Here is a 20601-nt window from a genome sequence, read left to right as displayed (position 1 = left end):
TATTGTCCATTGGCAACATCTAAAAGTTGATCATCTATGTTGGAATAACTATCAAAGTGGATTCCAGCTCCAATAAAAAAAGAAGGAAAGATATTGTAGGAAACCGTTTCATGAAATTTAAAATAATTGTAATTCATGGGTTGCTCTATAGAACTAAAATTAAAATCTTTGAATTCTGAGCCCCAAGGGATAATATCTGTTCCTAGACCAAAATTGGATTGTGAGAAAATATAATAACGAAAATCACCGCTAAAGTAGAATTTGTCATTACTGATGTACATATTGTTTTTCAAATAAGTCAGAACCTGTTTTTGGGTACTATAGGAAGCTCCTCCCGACAGTAAAGAGATTTTGTTTTCGGGCTTTATTTTAAAACTAAATTGGCTTATAAATCCAAGGGTAAAACCATTTGCAGGTTGGTAACCCAATGTGGGGAATGCGATTAAATTTGTTTTAGAATCAGGCTTACTTATTTTTAGGGTATCTTCTTTTGTAAATAAATCAACAATTGAGCGCAGTGGGCGTTTTTTTTCTCCTTCTTTTTTCTCTTCTTGCGAAAAAGCAGCTTGAGAATAAATAAGAAAAAAAAGAAATAAAATTCTCAATTTCAGGATATTTGTAAAAGTCATAAGGAAGTTTTGAACTTTAACCAAAACGTTTATTTAGATTTTGCTAAATCAATTCTTTGAAAAACTGAGCATAAAACTAAACAAATTTTCGTTGTAACGATTTAATTTAAAGTGATAAAACAGTTTTAATACTTGTTTTTGAATCTATTGGCTGAAATAAGAAGCAAGATGTTAAAAATGAAACCCAAATTTGACTGAAGCTTCTGGGTTTAGCAGCGGTAAATTGTATTCTTTGTTGTCCAGAGTGAATTCATCGTTGCCTGAAACTTTAAGGCTTAAACCTGCCCAAGGTGAAATATAGATGTTTTTGTATATGGTAAAGTTATAACCTAAACTTCCGTTTAATAAGAAGTTGTCGAAATTTTTGGTGGCGTTGCTGGTGTCACTTTGAATGTCACTTTTCCAGTAAACAGGTCCGCCTCCAATCCACCAGCCTTTCCAATTGTCTTTTAAAAAATGATCCAAAACGACTGCATAAGCTTTTACATGATGATTGGTGAAACCCTCTTTGGTTGTGAAGTCGGGTTTGTTGACATCGGCCAAAAGGGCTCTTGTGCGCCATTTACCTTTACCCGCCCAAACCGCTCCAAAATAACCTCCAGTGGCATAAGGCAGAACATCTAGTTCTAATCCGAAGTTCCATTTATTATTAGTGTCTGTTCCGTTTGTAGATTGGGCTTGTAATTGCATTGAAAAGGCAATGAAAATAAGGAAAGCTGCTTTTTTCATGATGAGGTTTATGGGTGTGAAATTTTAGAAAGATATTGTTTGATTAGGGGTAAGTTGTTGATTTTGTTTTGTAACCGTTAATGTTTCAAAAGTACATTTTTAGCTTCAAATAGGTAATGACTTTTATCATAAAGAAAAAAGCCACAACAGAATTAAATTCCATTGTGGCTATTATTGAGTATTTGTTTAAAACGAAATACTAAAAAAACTACCCTTCCATTTTCGCACTCAGTTCAAACCATCTTTCCTCTTTATTTTCAATTTTCTTGATGAGGTTTTCCAGTTCTTTGGCTTTCTTTTCTATGTCAGCATCAGCTACTTTTCCATCAGAGAACAACTGCTCAATTTTGGTTTTATCAATTTCAAGATCCTTTATTTCTTTCTCAATTTTCTGAAATTCTTTTTGTTCGTTGAAAGTTAGGTTTCCAGTCGGATTGTTTTGCTTCCATTCTTTTTTCTCCGTTTTGTTGTCTTCTTTTTGGGCAACATCGGCACTGTCTTCGTAGGCTCTAAAATCAGAGTAATTTCCAGGGAAGGTTTCAATCTCTCCTTGACCTCTAAAAACAAATAATTGATCGACAATTTTGTCCATAAAATAACGGTCGTGAGAAACAACCACCAAGCATCCAGGATAGTCCAAAAGGAAACTTTCCAATACGTTTAAAGTCACAATATCCAAATCATTTGTTGGCTCATCGAGAATCAAAAAGTTTGGATTCTGAATCAAAACCGTACACAAATACAAACGTTTTAATTCACCACCGCTCAGTTTTTCAACATAATCGTATTGTTTTTTGGCATCAAAAAGAAAACGCTCCAATAATTGCGAAGCAGAAATAATTTTTCCTTTCGTAAGCGGAATGTATTCTCCGTATTCTTTGATGATGTCAATAACACGTTGACCTGGTTTTGGGTTAATTCCTGTTTGGGTGTAATACCCTATTTTGATAGTATCTCCCACAACTACTTTACCACCGTCCAATGGCATGGTTCCTGTCAAAAGATTTAGGAAAGTAGATTTACCGGTTCCATTTTTACCAATGATTCCGATACGTTCTCCGCGTTGGAAATCATAACTGAAATTGTCCAGGATAACATGATCCTTGAATTTTTTGGAAATTTTGTGAAGCTCGATAATTTTGCTTCCCATTCGTTCCATATTAATCTCAAGCTCCACTACGTTTTCTCTTCTACGGCTTTGTGCTTTTTCCTGAATTACATAAAAATCGTCCTGACGTGACTTGGATTTGGTTGTTCTCGCTTTGGGTTGACGACGCATCCATTCCAATTCTTTCACAAACAAGTTTTGCGCTTTATCGACACTAGCATTTTCCGAGGCGATACGTTCTTCTTTTTTCTCTAAGTAATAGGAATAATTTCCTTTGTATTGGTATATTTTTCCGTTATCCAGTTCAATGATTTCGTTACAAACACGTTCCAAGAAGAAACGGTCGTGCGTTACCATGAACAACGTGATATTTTCTTTGGCAAAATAACTCTCCAACCATTCGATCATTTCTAGATCCAAGTGATTCGTTGGCTCATCCAGAATTAATAAATCGGGACGGTTAATCAAAATGATAGCAAGAGACAAACGTTTCTTCTGTCCACCCGAAAGGCTTTTTACTTTTAGTTTAAAGTCTTCCAACTTCAATTTGAACAAAATTTGTTTGTATTGCGTTTCAAAATCCCAGGCATTGTGGCGATCCATAGCGTCAAAAGCCTTTTGATAGGCTTCTTCATCTTCAGGATTTTCCAATGCTTTTTCATAAGCCTCAATCACCTTCAAACTCTCATTGTCCGAAGCAAAAATGCTTTCCTCAATCGTCAATTCATCCTGCAGTTTATTGTCCTGTGACAAAAAAGCCATTCGGATGCTTTTTCGGAGCACAACCTGTCCTGTATCGGGTTCATCAAAACCATTGATGATGTTCATAATGGTGGTTTTACCCGAACCATTTTTGGCGATAAAGGCAATTTTTTGGTCTTTGTTGATTCCAAAGGAAATGTCTTTGAAGAGTGTACGCTCCCCAAAAGATTTTGATATATTTTCTACTGATAAGTAATTCATGTGTATAGGTTGCTGAAAAAATAGCGGTATAAAGTATTTGTAATGATAAAAACCTCTAATACAGTTTCTATTGAAAAACAGAAATCAATTATTAATTTTTTGCAAAGGTAGTTTAATTAAAACAAACAAAAAAAGAAGATATTCTGCATTAAATTATAAAATCATTAGCCAATTTTAGAATGATAAGGAATTAGAGAAATGTAGTTTAACTGTGTGAAAATGTAGTTTAACTAATTGTTTTTGTTTTATTTGCGAATACAATTTCTAATGCGTAATTTTAATTTCATACCAAATGTTTTGACATTGAATTTTCTAGATTTCAGCTCATTCTTGTGGGTTTGAATCGCGAAGCGTTACATTCCTATTATAATTTCGAGAAAATATTTTAAAAATGGAATCGATGCCTAAAAATAATTGAGACCGTTTTTTTTATCTCTTTTCGGTTTTTGATTGTGAATCCTGCCCACCATATTCTACTTTATTTGGAGTGGTATTAGGAACAGAAATAGATGAAAAATTGCAATCTAAATACAAAGAAAATTACGATTAAAATATTTTTAAAAAAAACTAATGAATAAAGAAGCAAAAATTTTATTAGAGAACTTTATTTCTTTATCGTCATTACAGATATTGGGAATGTTATTGCCTCTTGTCACGTTGCCTTATGTGATTCGAACAATTGGTTTTGATAATTATGGTTTGATTATTTTGGCATCTTCCTTGGTAGCCTATTTTCAGTCTGTAACGGATTATAGTTTCAGAATAACCGCAACAAGAGATGTTGCTGTTTTTAGGGAAAGCCCTAAAGAAATCAATTTGATTTACAGCAAAGTGCTAATGGTTAAAGCTGTTTTTTTAATACTTTCTTTCTTTTTTTTAACGATTATTATTATAGTATATCCTCCATTTTATAAAGAGAAAATTGTGTTTTTTTTGACAGTTCCTATGTTGTTGGGGTATGCATTATTTCCGGAATGGTTTTTTCAAGGAATTGAAAAAATGAAGTATATTACCATATTGAATTTATCTATAAAAGTTTTCTTTACTATTTGTGTTTTTATTTTCATTAAAAAAGAAACGGATTATTGGATTTATCCTCTGTTACAAAGTATTGGTTCCATTGGTGTTGGGATTATTGGACAATTTATATTAATAAAAAAATATAAATTAAAATTCATTTGGTTGCCCATAAAAACGATCAAAGAATCAATTGTTTCCAATTTTCCAATTTTTGTAAATCAGTTTATGCCAACTTTATATAATAATTCAAGCTCCTTTTTATTGGGGATTTTAACAACCACCAATTTACTAGGGGTTTACGATACGATAAAAAAAGTGGTGGATTTAGCTGTTGCACTATTAAATATTGTATCACGTGTTTTCTTCCCTTTTCTAAACCGAAAAAAAGAAGCCTTTCAAAGATACAAAACATTAATTTTTTTACTAAGTGTTGGATTAACATTAGGATGTATAATTTCATATCCCCTTGTTTTTTGGTATTTGAATATTACTTACGAAAATGCTTTATATGTTTTGTGTGTTTTGGCAGTTGGAATTTTAGGTCTCGGGATGTATGATGTTTTTGGAGTCAATTATTTTGTAATCAAAAGAGAAGATAAAATAGTGATGATGACCACTATATACTCTTCAATATTCGGCTTTATTTTAGCATTCCCTTTAATTTATTTTTTTGGAATTATTGGAGCTGCTATTAATCTTACTTTTTGTCGTTTTTTAATGGGGGGGCAACTGTTTTATAAATGGAAAAAGTATGAAACAAAATGTAAAAATGAATCTCAGGAATTAATAAAACAATATTAAATGAAAATAGCAATACACCATACCGAAGATACTTTCTCAGAACGTTGGATAGAATATTGCCAACAGAATAGAATAAATTATAAGTTAGTTAATTGTTACGGCAATGACATCATTGAGCAAATAAATGACTGTGATGCGTTAATGTGGAACCATCATCAGTCGGAATATAAAGATGTGCTCTTTGCAAAGCAACTATTATTTTCAGTTGAATTTTCAGGCAAAAAAGTTTTTCCGGATTTTAATACGAATTGGCATTTTGATGATAAAATAGGTCAAAAATACTTGTTGGAAATTATGGGGATACCCTTTATACCAACCTATGTTTTTTATACCAAAAAAGAAGCGATGGACTGGATTAAATCAGCAAGCTTTCCTAAAGTTTTTAAATTAAGGGGTGGGGCTGGTTCCAATCACGTCAAATTGGCCCGAACAAAAAATGACGCTATTAAGTTTACTAAAAAAGCCTTTGGTAGTGGATTCTCCCAATTTGATAGATGGGGTTATCTGAATGATAAAATCATGAAAGTAAAAGGAGGCCAGGAAACCTGGAAAGGAATTTTGAAAGGTATCGCCCGGCTTTTTATTCCAACTGAGTTTGCAAAGATGCGTGGCAGGGAAAAAGGATATGTTTATTTTCAGGATTTTATTCCGAATAACAACTATGATACACGTGTGGTAGTGGTGGGGAATAAAGCGTTTGGTTTTAAACGAATGACTCGGAAGAATGATTTTCGGGCATCAGGAAGTCAAAATTATCATTTCGAAAAAAAAGGAGTTGACGAGAGATGTGTTCAAATTGCTTTGGAGGTAAATAAAAAATTAAAATCTCAAAGTACGTATTATGATTTTGTTTTTGATGCCACAAACACCCCTTTAATTATAGAAATAAGTTATACCTCTCTTGTTCATCCGTATGATAATTGTCCGGGATATTGGGATGACAGTCTTAATTTCCATGAAAGGGAATTTAATCCGCAATACTGGCATATGGAAAACATAATTGCAACCATAAAAGAAGAGCGATTAGTAAGAAGTATATAATGTTTTGGCAGAAAAAAGTAATGACTAAATTCATTAAAAATGAAAATTGCAATACATTTTACAGAAGATAATTTTTCGGAACGTTGGATAGAATATTGCCAGCTAAATGCAATCGAATATAAATTAGTGAATTGTTATGATACTGATATTATACAAGATTTAGATGATTGTGATGCCTTAATGTGGCATCATCATCACAGAGAATACAAAGATGTGCTGTTTGCAAAACAACTATTATATTCAGTAGAATTTGCTGGTAAAAAAGTTTTTCCAAATTTCAATACAGCATGGCATTTTGATGATAAAATAGGGCAGAAATACCTGTTTGAAGCTATGGGCATCCCTTTTGTACCAACGTATATTTTTTACACAAAAAAAGAAGCGATTGATTGGATTGAATCAACAACTTTTCCTAAAGTTTTTAAATTGAGGGCTGGAGCAGGGGCAAGTAATGTTAATTTGGCCCGAACAAAAAAAGAAGCTATTTCTTTTACCAATAAAGCCTTTGGTCGTGGTTTCTCCCAATTTGACAGAATGGGTTATTTCAAGGATAAAATTATGAAAGTAAGGGCAGGTAAAGAACCCTTAATTGGAATTTTAAAAGGCATCGGCAGGCTGTTTATCCCGACAGAATTTGCAAAGATGCGCATCAGAGAAAAAGGGTATGTTTATTTTCAAGATTTTTTGTCTAATAACACCTTTGATGTTCGTGTAGTAGTGGTAGGAGATAAAGCATTTGGCAACAAAAGAATAAATAGGAAGGATGATTTTAGGGCTTCGGGAAGCAGAAATTATCGATTTGAGAAAAATGAAATTGATGAGCGATGTGTACAGATTGCTTTTGAAGTAAATAAGAAACTGAATTCACAAAGTACGTATTATGATTTTGTTTTTGATGAAGCGAACAATCCTTTAGTATTGGAAATAAGTTATTGTTCGGTTGTACAAAAATATGATAAATGTCCTGGTTATTGGGATGAAAATCTCAATTTCCATGAAGAAAAATTTAATCCGCAATACTGGCATATGGAAAATATAATTTCAAGCATAAAAAATAGTTATGAGTAATAGTGGTATTTTCCGCAATTTACTTTTTGCCCTTTTCGCGATATATTATGCGCAAGGGGCTTTATATGCACAAGGTTCGATTATATCACAGGTTTGTCTATTGTTAATAATTGTCATTTGTAGTTTTTATTTTGTAAAAACGTTAATTACAGAAGAAAGAAGAAGTCTTTTTTATAATGTTTGGTCTTTATTATTGGTGCTTAATATACTTGGATTTATTTTTACTGCAGATTTCGATAATTCATATCATGTTGACATGTTTAAAAATATGATTTTATGCATGCTTCCTTTTTATCCTTTTTATTATTTTGCTCAAATAGAGGAGTTAAAAGCCTCACATTTTATTCTTTTTTTTTATATCATAATTCCTATTACAATCCTCCAATTTTATAACAATCAAAGTAATATTTTATTAGAAATTGATCCTGAAAGTACAAATGTGGTTAACAATGTTGCTTTTTCCTTTGTAAGGTTATTGCCTTTTGTGTTTCTGATAAAAAAAAATAAATTTATTTCGATTATTTTGATAATTGTTTTTTTGTTTTTTATTATCCAGGGAGCAAAACGAGGGGCAATTATTGTTGGAGTTTTGGGCTTGATATTATTTTTTTTATTTCAGATACTGAATTTAGAAAAAGAGAAGCGTGTCCAGGGGTATTTTATTGCGATCATTTGTGTTTTTTTTATCGGGTTTTTCTCATATAAAATGTATTTGGAAAACGAATTATTGATTGAAAGAATGAATTCTATTGCAGAAGGGAATTCAAGCGGTAGGGACGAGATTTTCAATAAGATATTTGATTCGTGGTATGATGATGAAAGCCTTAAAATCTTCTTGCTCGGATTTGGTTTTGCTGGGTCTGTGCATCTAGCAGGCAATTATGCACATAATGATTGGCTAGAATTATTGTCCAATTTTGGCATATTAGGGTTTACCATTTATTTGGTGCTTTTTTATGCAGCGCTAATACAACTCTGGAATAGAAACTGGCGAATAGACAAGAAGATGTTATTGCTTACTATTATTTTAATGTGGTTCTTGACGACTTTGTTTTCGATGTGGTATACTGCTTCACAGGGGTATACGCAAGCAATTTTATTAGCATATCTTATGGGAAGTAAAAAGGAATCATTGGTGTAAAAACTTTTTTACTAGAGAATTCTGTAGTTGATTAATTTATTTTCTCAATTAAAAAATTATAAGATGAAGATACTTTGTGTAATAGATAGTCTCGGTTCTGGTGGTGCACAACGTCAGATGGTAAATTTAGCCAGAGGGTTTAAAGAAAAGGGACATGAGGTTTCATTTTTGACTTATCATGCAGCTGATTTTTACGGTAAACTTTTAGACCAAGTTGCTATTCCGGTTAAAACGATTACAGAATCAAATTATTTGAAACGCCTTTTAAAAATGAGAAATTATATCAGGTCTGGTAAGTATGATGTGGTTTTATCTTTTCTGGAAGGACCCAGTTTTATTTGTGAAATGGCTGCTTTTCCTTGGAGAAAATGGAAACTGCTGGTTGGTGAAAGAAATGCGGACCCCAGTATATTCAAATCGCATAAACTAAGAGCCTACCGTTGGTTTCATTTAACCGCAGATTATGTGGTGTCCAATTCTCATGAAAATATTAAGATGGTAAAAAAAATTAACCCGTTACTGTCTGATGATAAATGCAAAGTGATTTATAATATGGTTGATTTTGAAAGGTGGAAACCTTCAGAAAATTTTGAATACAGAAATAAAGATACATTTTCACTGATTGTTGTTGCCAATCACCAGGAATCAAAAAATGCAAAGGGATTAGTTAACGCAATACATTTACTTCCAGTAAAATATAAAGACCAGATTGTAGTACATTGGTTTGGAAGAAGAGATTCATTTGAATTGAAATTAGCTTATTCTGAGGCTGAAAGTCTTGTGAAAAAGTTTAAATTAGAAAAGATAATTTCTTTTTTTGACCCTAGTCTTTCGATTCATGAAATAGTTCCTGACTATGATGCTTTGGGGCTTTTTAGTTTTCATGAAGGATTGTCTAATTCAGTTTGTGAAGGCATGGCAAGTGGTAAGCCAATAATATCTACAGATGTGTCAGACATTAAATTAATTATTGAAAATGGTTTTAATGGATTTGTAGTTGACAGTTGTCAGCCAGAATCAATAAAAAATACTTTAATTAAACTACTTGACTGTTCAAACGAGGATTTAAAAATAATGGGAAAGAATGCTGGAATTACGGCCAATAAACTATTTAATAAAGAGACTATAGTTTCTGAATATATTGATTTAATGCTTAAATAAGATTTGTATGTCATCTATAAAAATTTACGATACTTTTCGTAATTCATTAGCGGTATTAAATTTTGTTTTATTGCAGCTTTATTTTTTTAGAAAAGCCTCGTTTACTTTTCCCTCACTAACCTTTAATTATTTCCCTTTTTCAATAGATAAAGGATGTTCAATAGCGATTGGCCGTAAAGCAATTATAAATAAGCAAACAGAAATTTTAAGTAAAGGAATCTTAAAGATTGGAAATAATTTTACTTTAAATAAATTTTCTAGAGTTATGGCTCATGAGAATATTAGTATTGGTGATAATGTTACCATTGCTCAGTTTGTTTCTATTTTGGATCACGATCATAAATACATAATAGTTGATGGAAATATGGTATTGGAAGGATATATCGTAAAGCCAATAACAATAGGAAATAATGTTTGGATTGGTGATAAAGTGACTATATGTAAAGGAATTACCATAGGCAATAATGTCATTATAGGTGCCAATAGTGTTGTTACAAAAGATATAGAAAGTGATAGTATAGCTGTAGGCAACCCATGTGTGAAAATTAAACAGATATGAGGAAGATTATTTATGTAGCACCTTTTGTTAAAAATCGCTACAAAGGCGGTATCATGCGAATTGCAGAGTATTTGAAAGAGGAAGAAACAATTGTTCAATTTGAAAGTAATAGAATTGAAATGGAATTTTTTAATTCAGCAGTACTTAGCCAAAAAAAGAATTCCGAAGGTAAATTGAGTATAGAGAATATAAAACAGGCATTATATCTTTTATACAGTCTTTCAAAAAGAGTTTTTAATAAAGATTTTGATGCAGTTCATTTCAATTCTTCTGCAAAAGCTCCTTTGTTAAAAGATCAACTCATTTTTTTTTTAATTAGTAGACTCGCATCAAAAAAATATATTTTTCAGATTCACTTTAGTGGCGTTAATGAAACTTTCTTATCCTTTGGTTTTTTAAGATCACTTCAGTTTTGGTTTCTTAAAAGAGTTGATACAATAGTATTATTATCAGATAGTTTTAAAAATGAACTTGTAGCATCCGGAATTCCGGAAAGTAAAATAACTGTTTTATATAATTTTCATACTTTAAAGAATAATCTAAAAATCAATACTTTAAGCTCGGGGCGCGAGTTGCAATTATTGTTTGTGGGAAGTATTAATCAGAGAAAAGGGTTCAATGATTTATTAGAAGCCTTGAAAGTATTAAATATTGACTATAGCTTAAATGTTCTTGGCGATTTTTCATCTGATGAAATGAAAGAATTTTGCGATAATTTTATTGAGGAGAATCGATTAAAAGTAAACTTTCACGGGTACTTAGCAGGACAAAATAAGTTTGATGTTATTTCTAAATCAGACATATTGATATTACCTTCTTATGCAGAGGGATTCCCAATGGTTATACCGGAAGCTATGGCTTTAGGATGTGCCATTATTTCAACCAATATAGCTGGTATTCCTGAAATAGTTCAAAACGGGTATAATGGATATTTAATAAGCCCGGGAGAGATAGATGAGTTAGCAGAAAAAATCATGTATTTAGATAATAATAGAGAAGAGTTGAAAGTCTTCAGAGAAAACAGCTTAAATCTGTCGTCAAAATTTAATTTGGAAAATTATATTGAAAAGATTTGTACAATTTATAATAATTGAAAAAATGGAAAATAAAACACTCCTTATTACAGGTGGTACCGGCTCTTTCGGAAACGCTGTATTAAACCGTTTTCTTCACACGGATCATTTTAGTGAAATCCGTATTTTTTCCCGCGACGAAAAAAAGCAGGACGACATGCGGAACCAATTAAAGAACGACAAACTGAAGTTTTATATTGGCGATGTTCGTGATTATAACAGTGTTGAACGTGCCATGCATGGGGTTGATTATGTATTTCATGCGGCAGCTTTAAAACAGGTACCATCCTGTGAGTTTTTTCCATTAGAAGCAACCAAAACCAATGTGTTTGGAACACAAAATGTCATTGACGCTGCCACTGCAAACAAAGTGCTAAAAGTGATTTGTCTGAGTACAGACAAAGCCGCCTATCCCATCAATGCCATGGGGATTTCGAAAGCCCTGATGGAGAAAGTAGCCATTGCCGCTTCAAGAAATACAAAGGATACCACTGTTTGCCTTACTCGTTACGGAAACGTAATGGGATCAAGAGGTTCGGTGATTCCGTTATTTTTAAAACAAATAAAAAATGATGAACCTATTACAATCACTGACCCGAATATGACTCGTTTTTTAATGTCTTTGGAAGAAGCGGTAGAATTGGTTTTGTTTGCTTTTGAGCATGGAAATTCGGGCGATTTGTTTGTCAATAAAGCACCAGCTGGAACAATCGGCGATTTGGCACAGGCTTTAAAAGAAATTTGTCAGGCTGACAATGAAATAAAAATAATAGGAACGCGGCACGGAGAGAAGTTGTATGAAACGCTTTGTACAAGAGAGGAGATGGTAAAGGCTGAAGATATGGGCAATTTTTACAGAATTCCAGCCGATAATCGGGATTTGAATTATGCAAAATATTTTTCGAAAGGAAAGAAGGATGTCTCCGTAATTGAAGACTATCATTCCCATAATACATTGCAACAAGATGTCGAAGGAATGAAGCACTTACTTTTGCAATTACCATTGATACGAAAAGAAGTTTTTGGAGAAAATGTGGCTCAAATGCCAGGGTAAACAAATAAAAAAGATACATGCTAAGAATTGGAATAACTGGACAACAAGGTTTTGTAGGAACTCACCTTTATAATACTTTAGGATTGCATCCTGAGGAATTTGAGCGAATTGATTTTCAAAAGAATTTTTTCGAAAACAAAACCCATTTGGATGCTTTCGTTTCTCGATGTGATGTGATTGTGCATTTGGCCGCGATGAACCGTCATCATGACCCGGAAGTTATTTATACAACCAATGTTGGATTGGTAAATACTTTAATCGCTTCTTTAGAACGAACAGGCAGTAAAGCACATGTGATTTTGTCCTCATCTTCTCAAGAGAAACTGAATAATTTATATGGTAAGTCAAAAAAAGAGGGAAGGGAACTTTTGGTATTGTGGGCTACTAACGCCAATTCTACCTTTACTGGTATGGTCATTCCAAATGTATTTGGTCCTTTTGGACATCCTAATTACAACTCGGTTATTGCTACTTTTTCGCATCAAATTGCTCGTGGAGAAACGCCGAAGATTCAAGTTGACGGTGATTTAAAATTGATTTATGTTGGTGAACTGGTAAACGAAATTCTAAACAAAATTAGAGAAAGACAAAATGAGTCTGTATATCTTGTTTCTCATACCTCTGAAGCCAAGGTGTCGGAACTATTGGCTTTATTGCAAGGGTATAAAATGGGTTATCAAGATAAAGGCGAAATACCCGTTATCAAAAATACGTTTGAATTGAATTTGTTCAATACTTTTCGTTGTTATATGGATATTGTCAATCATTTTCCTGTAAAATTGGTCGAGCATACCGACCCAAGAGGTTCTTTTGTAGAAGTTATTCGATTGGGAACTGGTGGGCAAGTGTCCTTCTCAACAACTGTTCCTGGTATAACAAGAGGAAATCATTATCATACGCGGAAAATTGAACGATTTGCGGTAATTAAGGGAAAAGCTTTAATTCAATTGCGACGCATCGGCACGGGTGAAGTTTTGAATTTTTATTTGGATGGTAATGAACCGGCTTATGTCGATATGCCAATTTGGTACACGCATAATATAAAGAATATAGGTGATGAGGTTTTATATACCAACTTTTGGATAAATGAGTTTTATGATCCAAATGATCCGGATACGTATTTTGAAAATGTACAATAAAATTTGAAAGTTAGATAAGAAATATATAATGAAAGGAAAGTTAAAAGTAATGACGGTGGTAGGAACCCGTCCAGAGATTATTCGATTATCCAGAGTGATGGTGGCTTTAGACCATTCTGAAGCAATAGATCACATTCTCGTTCATACCGGACAAAATTATGACTATGAATTAAATCAAATTTTCTTTGAGGATTTAGGGATTCGTAGACCAGATTTTTTCTTAGATGCTGCCGGAGCAACTGCCGTTGAAACCATCGGTCAGATTTTGATTAAAATGGACCCATTACTGGAAAAAGAAAAACCGGATGCCTTTTTGGTTCTCGGAGATACGAACAGTTGTTTGTGTGCTATTCCTGCCAAAAAACGTCATATTCCTATTTTTCATATGGAAGCTGGAAATCGTTGTTTCGACCAAAGAGTTCCGGAGGAAACCAATCGCAAAATTGTGGATCATATTTCGGATATTAATTTAACCTATAGCGATATTGCCCGTGAATATCTGCTGCGTGAAGGTCTGCCTGCCGATAGAATCATCAAAACAGGTTCCCCAATGTTTGAGGTTCTAAATCACTATTTACCAGGAATTAAAGCATCCGATATTCTTAATAAATTGAATCTTCAGGAAAATAATTATTTTGTGGTTTCGGCGCATAGAGAAGAAAATATCAATAGCGAAAAAAACTTCAAAGGGTTGATGGATAGTCTGAATTTGATTGCAAAAAAATATAGGTATCCAATTATTGTAAGTACACATCCGCGAACCCGTTTGATGATTGACAGTAAGAAAATAGAAATGGAACCGGAAGTTCAGTTTTTGAAACCAATGGGGTTTAATGATTATAACGCATTACAAATGAAGTCTTTTGCAGTTTTGTCAGATAGCGGAACCATTTCGGAAGAATCGTCTACACTAAATTTTCGGGCGTTGAATATTCGAGATGCGCACGAACGCCCCGAAGCTATGGAAGAAGCATCTGTAATGATGGTGGGCTTGAATCCAGAAAGAATTATGCAGGGGTTAACCCAATTACAGTATCAGAAAAGGGGAGGCGAACGTAATTTTAGAGTTGTTGCCGATTATTCAATGCCAAATGTGTCTGATAAAATGGTTCGTATTATTTTGAGTTATACCGATTATGTGAAACGGGTGGTGTGGGGTGAATCTAATTATTAATAAGAGTTTTTATGAATATTCTTTTTTTGACTTTGGATAAAATTGAATCACTGGAGGAACGAGGGATTTATACTGACTTGCTCCGTAAATTCAGGGACGAGGGACATGAAATTTTTGTTATTATTCCTTCGGAACGCAGGGATAAAAAAAAGACATCTCTTTTAAAAGGGGAGCATCTGAGCATTTTGAGTGTACGCACATTTAATCTGCAAAAAACAAACATCATTGAAAAAGGGATTGGAACTTTAGCTATTGAATACCAGTTTTTAAAAGCTTTAAAAAAGTATTTTTCAAATGAAAAATTTGATTTGGTTTTGTATTGTACACCACCCATTACTTTCTTTGAAGTTATCAAATTTGTTAAAAAAAGAGATAATGCCTATGCCTATTTGTTGTTAAAAGATATTTTTCCGCAGAATGCTATTGATATGAAAATGCTTAAAAATGGAGGTTTTTTACATCGAATGTTTTTGAAAAAAGAACGTAAGTTGTATGAACTGTCCGACACGATTGGATGTATGTCGGAGGCAAATAAGAACTATGTGTTAACTCATAATCCGATGATAACTGCCAACAAAGTTGAGGTGAATCCAAATTCTATAGAACCGATAGTATTTGTTCAAACTTTGGAAGAAAAAATAAGAATTAAACAAAAATATGGATTGCCTTTAAATAAGAAAGTCTTTGCTTATGGTGGGAATCTTGGGAAACCTCAGGGAGTTGACTTTCTTTTAGAAACAATAACGGCAACTACAAATCCAGATGTCTTTTTTTTAGTGGTCGGAAATGGCACGGAGTACGACAGGATTTTTAAATGGTTTGAGAATAAGCAGCCGCAGAATGCAATAGTGTTGCCAGGATTGCCTAAACAGGATTTTGATATGCTTTTAAATGCTTGTGATGTGGGAATGATTTTTTTACACAAAGACTTTACAATCCCTAATTTCCCATCACGGTTGTTGTCTTATTTAGAAATGAAAATGCCGGTAATTGCTGCCACCGATCCCAATACAGATATAGGAAGCATAATAGAAAAAAACAGCTGTGGTCATTGGGTTTTATCTGGGGATATTTCAGGTATGCAAACGGCCATCAACACAATCTGTTCCGATGAGATTAACTTTAATCAAATAAAGGAAAATGCTTGGAGTTTGTTACAGCGAGAATACAAAGTGGATTATTCCTATCAGCTCATTAAAAATAGATTAGAAAATGTATAAATCATTTTTTAAAAGAACATTAGATATTCTTGGAGCATTTTTTGGGTTGTTACTATTAAGCCCTTTGTTTATAGTTATCATGATGGGGCTTTTTTTTGTCAATCATGGTAAACCATTTTTCTTTCAATTGCGTCCAGGTAAAGATGAGAAAAGTTTTAATATTATCAAGTTTAAGACCATGAATGATAAGAAAGATGGCTATGGTAATTTGCTTCCCGATGCACAGCGATTAACCAAAATAGGAATCTTTGTACGCAAAACCTCTTTAGACGAGATACCTCAATTGCTTAATGTTATTAAAGGTGATATGAGTCTTATAGGGCCACGACCGTTATTGCCGGAATATTTGCCCTTGTATAACGAAGAACAAAAGCGCCGACACGAATTACGGCCCGGGATTACAGGTTGGGCACAAGTCAATGGGAGAAATGCAATTTCTTGGCAAAAGAAATTTAAGTATGATATAGAATATATCGATAATTTAGATTTTAAATTCGATTGTAAAATCATTTTTTTGACAATAAAAAAAGTATTGAAAAGCGAGGGGATTAATTTGAAGGAACAACTTTCTGCCGAATATTTTAATGGAAATAATTGATCGGTAATTATTTTGTAAGTGCTAATTCAATAATCTAAAAGACACTATCTTATATCGGTTTTTACAAAAAAAGCAACAGGGTTTTATAACCTTGTTTTTTTTTTGCTCTATTGCCAATCTGTTAATTTAAAGCAAATTGTTTAGTAATAGCAAAATGTATCTGATGAAGTAATGAGGAGAATTTACTTAAAAAAATAAGTGTTTTTAAAATGGAATCACTATAATTTACGGACTCCACTACAAATATTTAACAATAAAATTTTATAAGTAAACCTGTATTTAAATTTATGTTTTTTAGAATGCTAACTTAGTCTTAAAGAATGCATTTGAACGGTTATTTTGGTTGTTGGTTCTGAAAAAAAATCAATATTAATATTTTTTTATAACTTTGATATTAGATATTCAAAAAGCTGTTTAATAGTTATTTACGTAGTAAAAATTAATAAAATTTTTAGTAAGAAAAAGCTCTTTATCCCCAAAAAAAGAAGCTTTTCAACATTGAGAACCTTTTTTAAATTTCTCTGATTTTTATTTTTTTATTTTTTAAAAAAGGTAGGTATATGATTGGCTACGAGGAAAAGTTTTTTTTACCCAAAAAAAGAAATTTTCATCGATGAAAAATTTAGAAAAGCATCTGAATTTTAGAATTAATTCAAAGAGTATTAAGTAAAAATTAGAAAGTAAAACTTTTTAAAAAGTCGCGTTGTTGGGCAAAATGCCTAAACAACTTAAATGGTCTGTATTGCCAATACAGTTGTTGGTAAGATATGGAATTGAGGTTAGTAAAAGTATGAAAAACTCTACAAATTAAATTGTTTTAAATCAGAATTAATTAGACAATGATAGTATCAAAAATTTATCACTCAAGCCCCCACTTAGTCAAAAAAAAGCTAAAATCGATTGAAAAAGCGTTTGAGCCAATTTCTATAAATAAATTTATCGTTTTAGAAGTTAATGACATAAGATGGTCAGCTATTGTAAATAAAAGCAAGCAATTTGATTTTTATCATACTCGAGAGTATCATTTATTCGAAAAAGGAAATAATCGCCCAGTTTTACTGGTAGCTTTTTTTAATAATGATTTTATAGCGTTACCTCTAATCGTTAGAGAGATTCCAAATACAAATTTATTTGATTGTACTTCGGTATATGGTTATTGCGGACTTATCAGTAGTATTGATATCGGAGATATACCCTCAGAAAAAATTAAATATTTTAAAAAGCAACTTTTAGATTTTTTTGAAAATAATGCTATTATTTCCGTTTTTTTAAGATTACATCCTTTAATCTCTATGGAAGATTTTTTTAATGATTTTGGGGTGATTAAACATATAAATAAAACTGTGGCTATTGATTTGCGTCTTTCACCCGAGGAGCAACGTACGCAATATAGAAGATCATTTAAGTTCCAATTGAATCAATTACGCAGAAATGGGTTTGAGGTCGTAAATTCACAAACGAAAGATGATATTAATGCTTTTATTGATATCTACCATGAATCTATGAAGCGAGTTGGAGCTAGTGAAAAATATTTTTTTGGCAATAATTATTTTTATGCCTTTTTAGAAAATAAAGGATTTGAATCTAAATTATTATTGGCCAAAAAAGATGGAGAGATAGTTGCAGGTGCTATTATTACAATTACCAATAATATAATGCAGTATCATTTGGCGGGTACTGCCGAGGCACATCTCAAAGAAAGACCCATGAAGTTGGTTATAGATGAGGCTAGACTATTGGGAAATAAGTTTGGAGTAAACTTTTTTCACTTGGGCGGTGGTGTTGGTGGGAGCGATGATGATTCTTTGTTTTATTTTAAATCCGGTTTTTCAGATTACAGATGCGAGTATAAAGTTTGGCAAATGATTGTTGATTCCGAAAAATATAATGAGTTGGTTGGAGAATTAACCGTTGATGTAAATAATGCCTTTTTTCCACTGTATAGATTTGAATGAAAAAAGCACAAAGAAAAAAAGTCATCAATCATTTTTGGTAAGTGCTAATTCAATAATTTAGTAGGGCATTATTTCATAATAGAAAAAAAAATAACAAGGTTTTTAAAGCTCTTTTATTTTTTTATATCATAAATAAAAAGTTTTTTTTCAATCCAATTCATGTTTTAGTTTTTTCACTTTTTAAAGTGAAACTTATTATAAAACAAAAAAAAAATGTTGGTCTTGCAAAGATGTATTTCAACGGTTATTTAGGTTGTTGATTAGAAAAAAAAATTAATATTATTTTTTTTTTATAACTTTGAATACGGTTATTAAATCATTGTAATTGATTGATTTAGAAAACTTTAAAGTCAAATAATTGTTTTAGTAAAAAAGAGATTTTTAGCTCCTTAAAAAAAGAAATCTTCCATTCTAGAAAATTTAAAAATACATTTAAGTTTTAGATTTTTAATAGTTAGAAAAACAAAATCGGATTATTGTTACTACGAGGAAAAGGTTCTTTAACCCCAAAAAAAGAAATCTTTCTTCCCTGAAAAATTTAGAGTCGCATTTAAATTTTAGATTTTTTAATTTATGATTAATACAAAGAGTTTAATAAAAAATTAATAGGTTAAAACCCGTTTAAAAAAAATCAAGAAAATTTCGGAAAAAAGTATTTTGTGGGGAAAAATGCCCAAACAATACATATGGTCTATATTGCCAAAAAAACAACTTTTGGTGAGATATGGAAATGCAATCTATAGGGATAAAAATATTCTTAAAATTTGATATTGAAAAAATACTCTGGTAATACTGTTGTTTTAATTTTGAAATAATTCGATTATGTTAAACACAAAAATATGTCTTTCCACTCCTCACATGGGTGGGAATGAACAAAAATACATTCAAGAAGCTTTTGATACAAACTGGGTAGCACCATTAGGGCCTAATGTTACAGGATTTGAGCAGGATATTGAAAAATATATAGGGCAAAATTCTTTTGCTGGAGCTTTGAGTTCGGGGACGGCAGCTATTCATTTAGGTTTGGTCTTACTTGGGGTGAAAGCAGGAGACGAAGTACTTTGTCAGAGCATGACTTTTTCGGCTTCGGCCAATCCCATTCTATACCAAGGGGCTTTCCCTGTGTTTATAGATAGTGAAATTGATACCTGGAATATGTGCCCCATAGCATTAGAAAAAGCCATTGTAGACAGGATGGCAAAAAGTAAAAAACCCAAAGCCATCATTACAGTACATTTATATGGAATGCCCTATAAAGTTGATGAAATTCATGCTGTTGCTGAAAAATACCAAATTCCAGTCTTAGAAGATAGCTCGGAGGCATTGGGAAGTTCTTATAAAGGGCGAAAATGTGGTACTTTTGGAACCATTGCTTCATTATCCTTTAATGGGAATAAAGTTATTACCACTTCCTGTGGTGGCGTTATTGTTACTAAAACTAAAGAACTAAGAGACAAAGCCGTTTTTTTTGCCACACAATCCAGAGACATAGCGCCTTACTATCAACACAGCGAAATAGGTTATAATTACCGTATGAGCAATATTTGTGCTGGTATTGGTCGTGGCCAAATGGAAGTTTTGGACAATCATGTGGAATTGCGGAGAAACAGAAATGCTTGGTATAATGACTTTTTCAAATCGATTCCTGGTGTAACAGTTTTTAAAGAACCCAATGCAGATTATTTTTCCAATCATTGGTTGACTGCTATTATAATTGATTCTAAAATAGTGGGAAAAACAAATGAAGATCTCCGATTGGCTTTGGAAGCCGTAAATATTGAAAGTCGTCCTTTATGGAAACCTATGCATTTACAGCCTCTTTTTGCAAACTATCCGTATTACGGAACAAATGTTGCTGAAAGTCTATATAAAGATGGGCTATGTTTGCCGTCGGGTTCTAACTTAGTTGAAGAAGACGATGAACGAATCGCTGAAGCATTACATCTTTTTTTTGATGATTAAATGGAGTTTTTTAAAAACTTAGAAGTTGAATATAAAGAAAGGTTGGTGTATTTGTAATCCAATAAACAGAGCTAAGTAGAGAAATTAGTGATTTATTAATGACTCACATTTAAAAACGAGAAAGTCATGAATTAGGTAAACAATCAAATGGATTTTTTATCTAATTATCAAGTTATTGATCTGGTTCAGATTGATTTTTCAATAAT

The 20601-nt window shown here is 32.4% G+C and carries 16 protein-coding genes and 1 pseudogene; 14 read left to right on the top strand and 3 right to left on the bottom strand.

All coding sequences use genetic code 11. The annotated features are described in order from the left end of the window. From VFS71_RS04630 to VFS71_RS04620, 3 genes and pseudogenes are all read right to left on the bottom strand, one after another. Nucleotides 1-629 (bottom strand): annotated as a pseudogene (locus tag VFS71_RS04630) (hypothetical protein); the annotation flags it as partial. Nucleotides 630-800: 171 nt separating this feature from the next. After that, a complete protein-coding gene (locus VFS71_RS04625; RefSeq protein WP_326399657.1) occupies nucleotides 801-1358 on the bottom strand; it encodes a hypothetical protein in 558 nt (185 codons plus the stop codon). A 208-nt stretch (nucleotides 1359-1566) separates the two neighbouring features. Continuing rightward, the gene (locus VFS71_RS04620) at nucleotides 1567-3429 is read right to left on the bottom strand and encodes an ABC-F family ATP-binding cassette domain-containing protein (protein WP_326399656.1); all 1863 of its coding nucleotides are present in this window, start codon (nucleotides 3427-3429) and stop codon (nucleotides 1567-1569) included. A 570-nt stretch (nucleotides 3430-3999) separates the two neighbouring features. On the opposite strand from VFS71_RS04620, the gene VFS71_RS04615 reads away from it, so the two are divergent. The 14 genes from VFS71_RS04615 to VFS71_RS04550 all read left to right on the top strand — a co-directional run bounded on the left by VFS71_RS04615 (nucleotide 4000) and on the right by VFS71_RS04550 (nucleotide 20395). Continuing rightward, complete coding sequence (locus VFS71_RS04615) at nucleotides 4000-5250, top strand: oligosaccharide flippase family protein (protein ID WP_326399655.1); 1251 nt, start codon at nucleotides 4000-4002, stop codon at nucleotides 5248-5250. Then, nucleotides 5251-6291 (top strand): hypothetical protein, encoded by a 1041-nt coding sequence (locus VFS71_RS04610; protein WP_326399654.1) that lies wholly within the window; start codon nucleotides 5251-5253, stop codon nucleotides 6289-6291. It abuts the gene before it with no gap. Between the two features lie 39 nt (nucleotides 6292-6330). Continuing rightward, nucleotides 6331-7359: a hypothetical protein gene (locus tag VFS71_RS04605; protein WP_326399653.1), complete on the top strand. Its 1029-nt coding sequence runs from the start codon at nucleotides 6331-6333 to the stop codon at nucleotides 7357-7359. A 712-nt stretch (nucleotides 7360-8071) separates the two neighbouring features. Continuing rightward, nucleotides 8072-8500 (top strand): hypothetical protein, encoded by a 429-nt coding sequence (locus VFS71_RS04600; protein ID WP_326399652.1) that lies wholly within the window; start codon nucleotides 8072-8074, stop codon nucleotides 8498-8500. 63 nt (nucleotides 8501-8563) lie between these two features. After that, nucleotides 8564-9661: a glycosyltransferase family 4 protein gene (locus VFS71_RS04595; RefSeq protein WP_326399651.1), complete on the top strand. Its 1098-nt coding sequence runs from the start codon at nucleotides 8564-8566 to the stop codon at nucleotides 9659-9661. A gap of 7 nt (nucleotides 9662-9668) precedes the next feature. After that, on the top strand, nucleotides 9669-10220 hold the full coding sequence (locus VFS71_RS04590) for an acyltransferase (RefSeq protein WP_326399650.1): 552 nt from the start codon (nucleotides 9669-9671) through the stop codon (nucleotides 10218-10220). Then, nucleotides 10217-11314, top strand: coding sequence for a glycosyltransferase family 4 protein (locus VFS71_RS04585; RefSeq protein ID WP_326399649.1), 1098 nt, complete (start codon nucleotides 10217-10219; stop codon nucleotides 11312-11314). The genes VFS71_RS04590 and VFS71_RS04585 overlap by 4 nt, the downstream gene beginning before the upstream one ends. Nucleotides 11315-11318: 4 nt before the next feature. After that, the gene (locus VFS71_RS04580) at nucleotides 11319-12347 is read left to right on the top strand and encodes a polysaccharide biosynthesis protein (protein WP_326399648.1); all 1029 of its coding nucleotides are present in this window, start codon (nucleotides 11319-11321) and stop codon (nucleotides 12345-12347) included. Between the two features lie 17 nt (nucleotides 12348-12364). Beyond that, the gene (locus VFS71_RS04575) at nucleotides 12365-13486 is read left to right on the top strand and encodes an NAD-dependent epimerase/dehydratase family protein (RefSeq protein WP_326399647.1); all 1122 of its coding nucleotides are present in this window, start codon (nucleotides 12365-12367) and stop codon (nucleotides 13484-13486) included. Between the two features lie 28 nt (nucleotides 13487-13514). Continuing rightward, the gene (gene wecB, locus VFS71_RS04570) at nucleotides 13515-14660 is read left to right on the top strand and encodes a non-hydrolyzing UDP-N-acetylglucosamine 2-epimerase (protein WP_326399646.1); all 1146 of its coding nucleotides are present in this window, start codon (nucleotides 13515-13517) and stop codon (nucleotides 14658-14660) included. An 11-nt stretch (nucleotides 14661-14671) separates the two neighbouring features. Continuing rightward, the gene (locus VFS71_RS04565; protein WP_326399645.1) at nucleotides 14672-15880 is read left to right on the top strand and encodes a glycosyltransferase family 4 protein; all 1209 of its coding nucleotides are present in this window, start codon (nucleotides 14672-14674) and stop codon (nucleotides 15878-15880) included. Continuing rightward, entirely contained in the window at nucleotides 15873-16478 is a 606-nt protein-coding gene (locus VFS71_RS04560) for a sugar transferase (RefSeq protein WP_326399644.1), read from the top strand. Before VFS71_RS04565 ends, VFS71_RS04560 begins: the two co-directional genes overlap by 8 nt. Before the next feature lie 839 nt (nucleotides 16479-17317). Then, nucleotides 17318-18433, top strand: a complete 1116-nt coding sequence (locus tag VFS71_RS04555) for a GNAT family N-acetyltransferase (protein ID WP_326399643.1) — start codon at nucleotides 17318-17320, stop codon at nucleotides 18431-18433. Nucleotides 18434-19255: 822 nt separating this feature from the next. Next, nucleotides 19256-20395: a DegT/DnrJ/EryC1/StrS family aminotransferase gene (locus VFS71_RS04550; protein WP_326399642.1), complete on the top strand. Its 1140-nt coding sequence runs from the start codon at nucleotides 19256-19258 to the stop codon at nucleotides 20393-20395. Nucleotides 20396-20601 lie beyond the last annotated feature (206 nt).

It is taken from the genome of Flavobacterium sp. (assembly GCF_035760125.1).
Taxonomy (GTDB): Bacteria; Bacteroidota; Bacteroidia; order Flavobacteriales; family Flavobacteriaceae; genus Flavobacterium.
The sequence above is the reverse complement of the archived record's forward strand: the minus strand, read 5'-3'. Positions and strand labels throughout refer to the sequence as shown.

Excerpts from the sequence above, each read along its gene's own strand:
- VFS71_RS04580 (WP_326399648.1), top strand. The coding sequence starts at position 11,319 with ATGGAAAATAAAACACTCCTTATTACAGGTGGTACCGGCTCTTTCGGA.
- VFS71_RS04610 (WP_326399654.1), top strand. The coding sequence starts at position 5,251 with ATGAAAATAGCAATACACCATACCGAAGATACTTTCTCAGAACGTTGG.
- VFS71_RS04550 (WP_326399642.1), top strand. The coding sequence starts at position 19,256 with ATGTTAAACACAAAAATATGTCTTTCCACTCCTCACATGGGTGGGAAT.
- VFS71_RS04620 (WP_326399656.1), bottom strand. The coding sequence starts at position 3,429 with ATGAATTACTTATCAGTAGAAAATATATCAAAATCTTTTGGGGAGCGT.
- VFS71_RS04605 (WP_326399653.1), top strand. The coding sequence starts at position 6,331 with ATGAAAATTGCAATACATTTTACAGAAGATAATTTTTCGGAACGTTGG.
- wecB (WP_326399646.1), top strand. The coding sequence starts at position 13,515 with ATGAAAGGAAAGTTAAAAGTAATGACGGTGGTAGGAACCCGTCCAGAG.
- VFS71_RS04590 (WP_326399650.1), top strand. The coding sequence starts at position 9,669 with ATGTCATCTATAAAAATTTACGATACTTTTCGTAATTCATTAGCGGTA.
- VFS71_RS04595 (WP_326399651.1), top strand. The coding sequence starts at position 8,564 with ATGAAGATACTTTGTGTAATAGATAGTCTCGGTTCTGGTGGTGCACAA.
- VFS71_RS04555 (WP_326399643.1), top strand. The coding sequence starts at position 17,318 with ATGATAGTATCAAAAATTTATCACTCAAGCCCCCACTTAGTCAAAAAA.
- VFS71_RS04625 (WP_326399657.1), bottom strand. The coding sequence starts at position 1,358 with ATGAAAAAAGCAGCTTTCCTTATTTTCATTGCCTTTTCAATGCAATTA.
- VFS71_RS04615 (WP_326399655.1), top strand. The coding sequence starts at position 4,000 with ATGAATAAAGAAGCAAAAATTTTATTAGAGAACTTTATTTCTTTATCG.
- VFS71_RS04575 (WP_326399647.1), top strand. The coding sequence starts at position 12,365 with ATGCTAAGAATTGGAATAACTGGACAACAAGGTTTTGTAGGAACTCAC.
- VFS71_RS04560 (WP_326399644.1), top strand. The coding sequence starts at position 15,873 with ATGTATAAATCATTTTTTAAAAGAACATTAGATATTCTTGGAGCATTT.
- VFS71_RS04585 (WP_326399649.1), top strand. The coding sequence starts at position 10,217 with ATGAGGAAGATTATTTATGTAGCACCTTTTGTTAAAAATCGCTACAAA.
- VFS71_RS04565 (WP_326399645.1), top strand. The coding sequence starts at position 14,672 with ATGAATATTCTTTTTTTGACTTTGGATAAAATTGAATCACTGGAGGAA.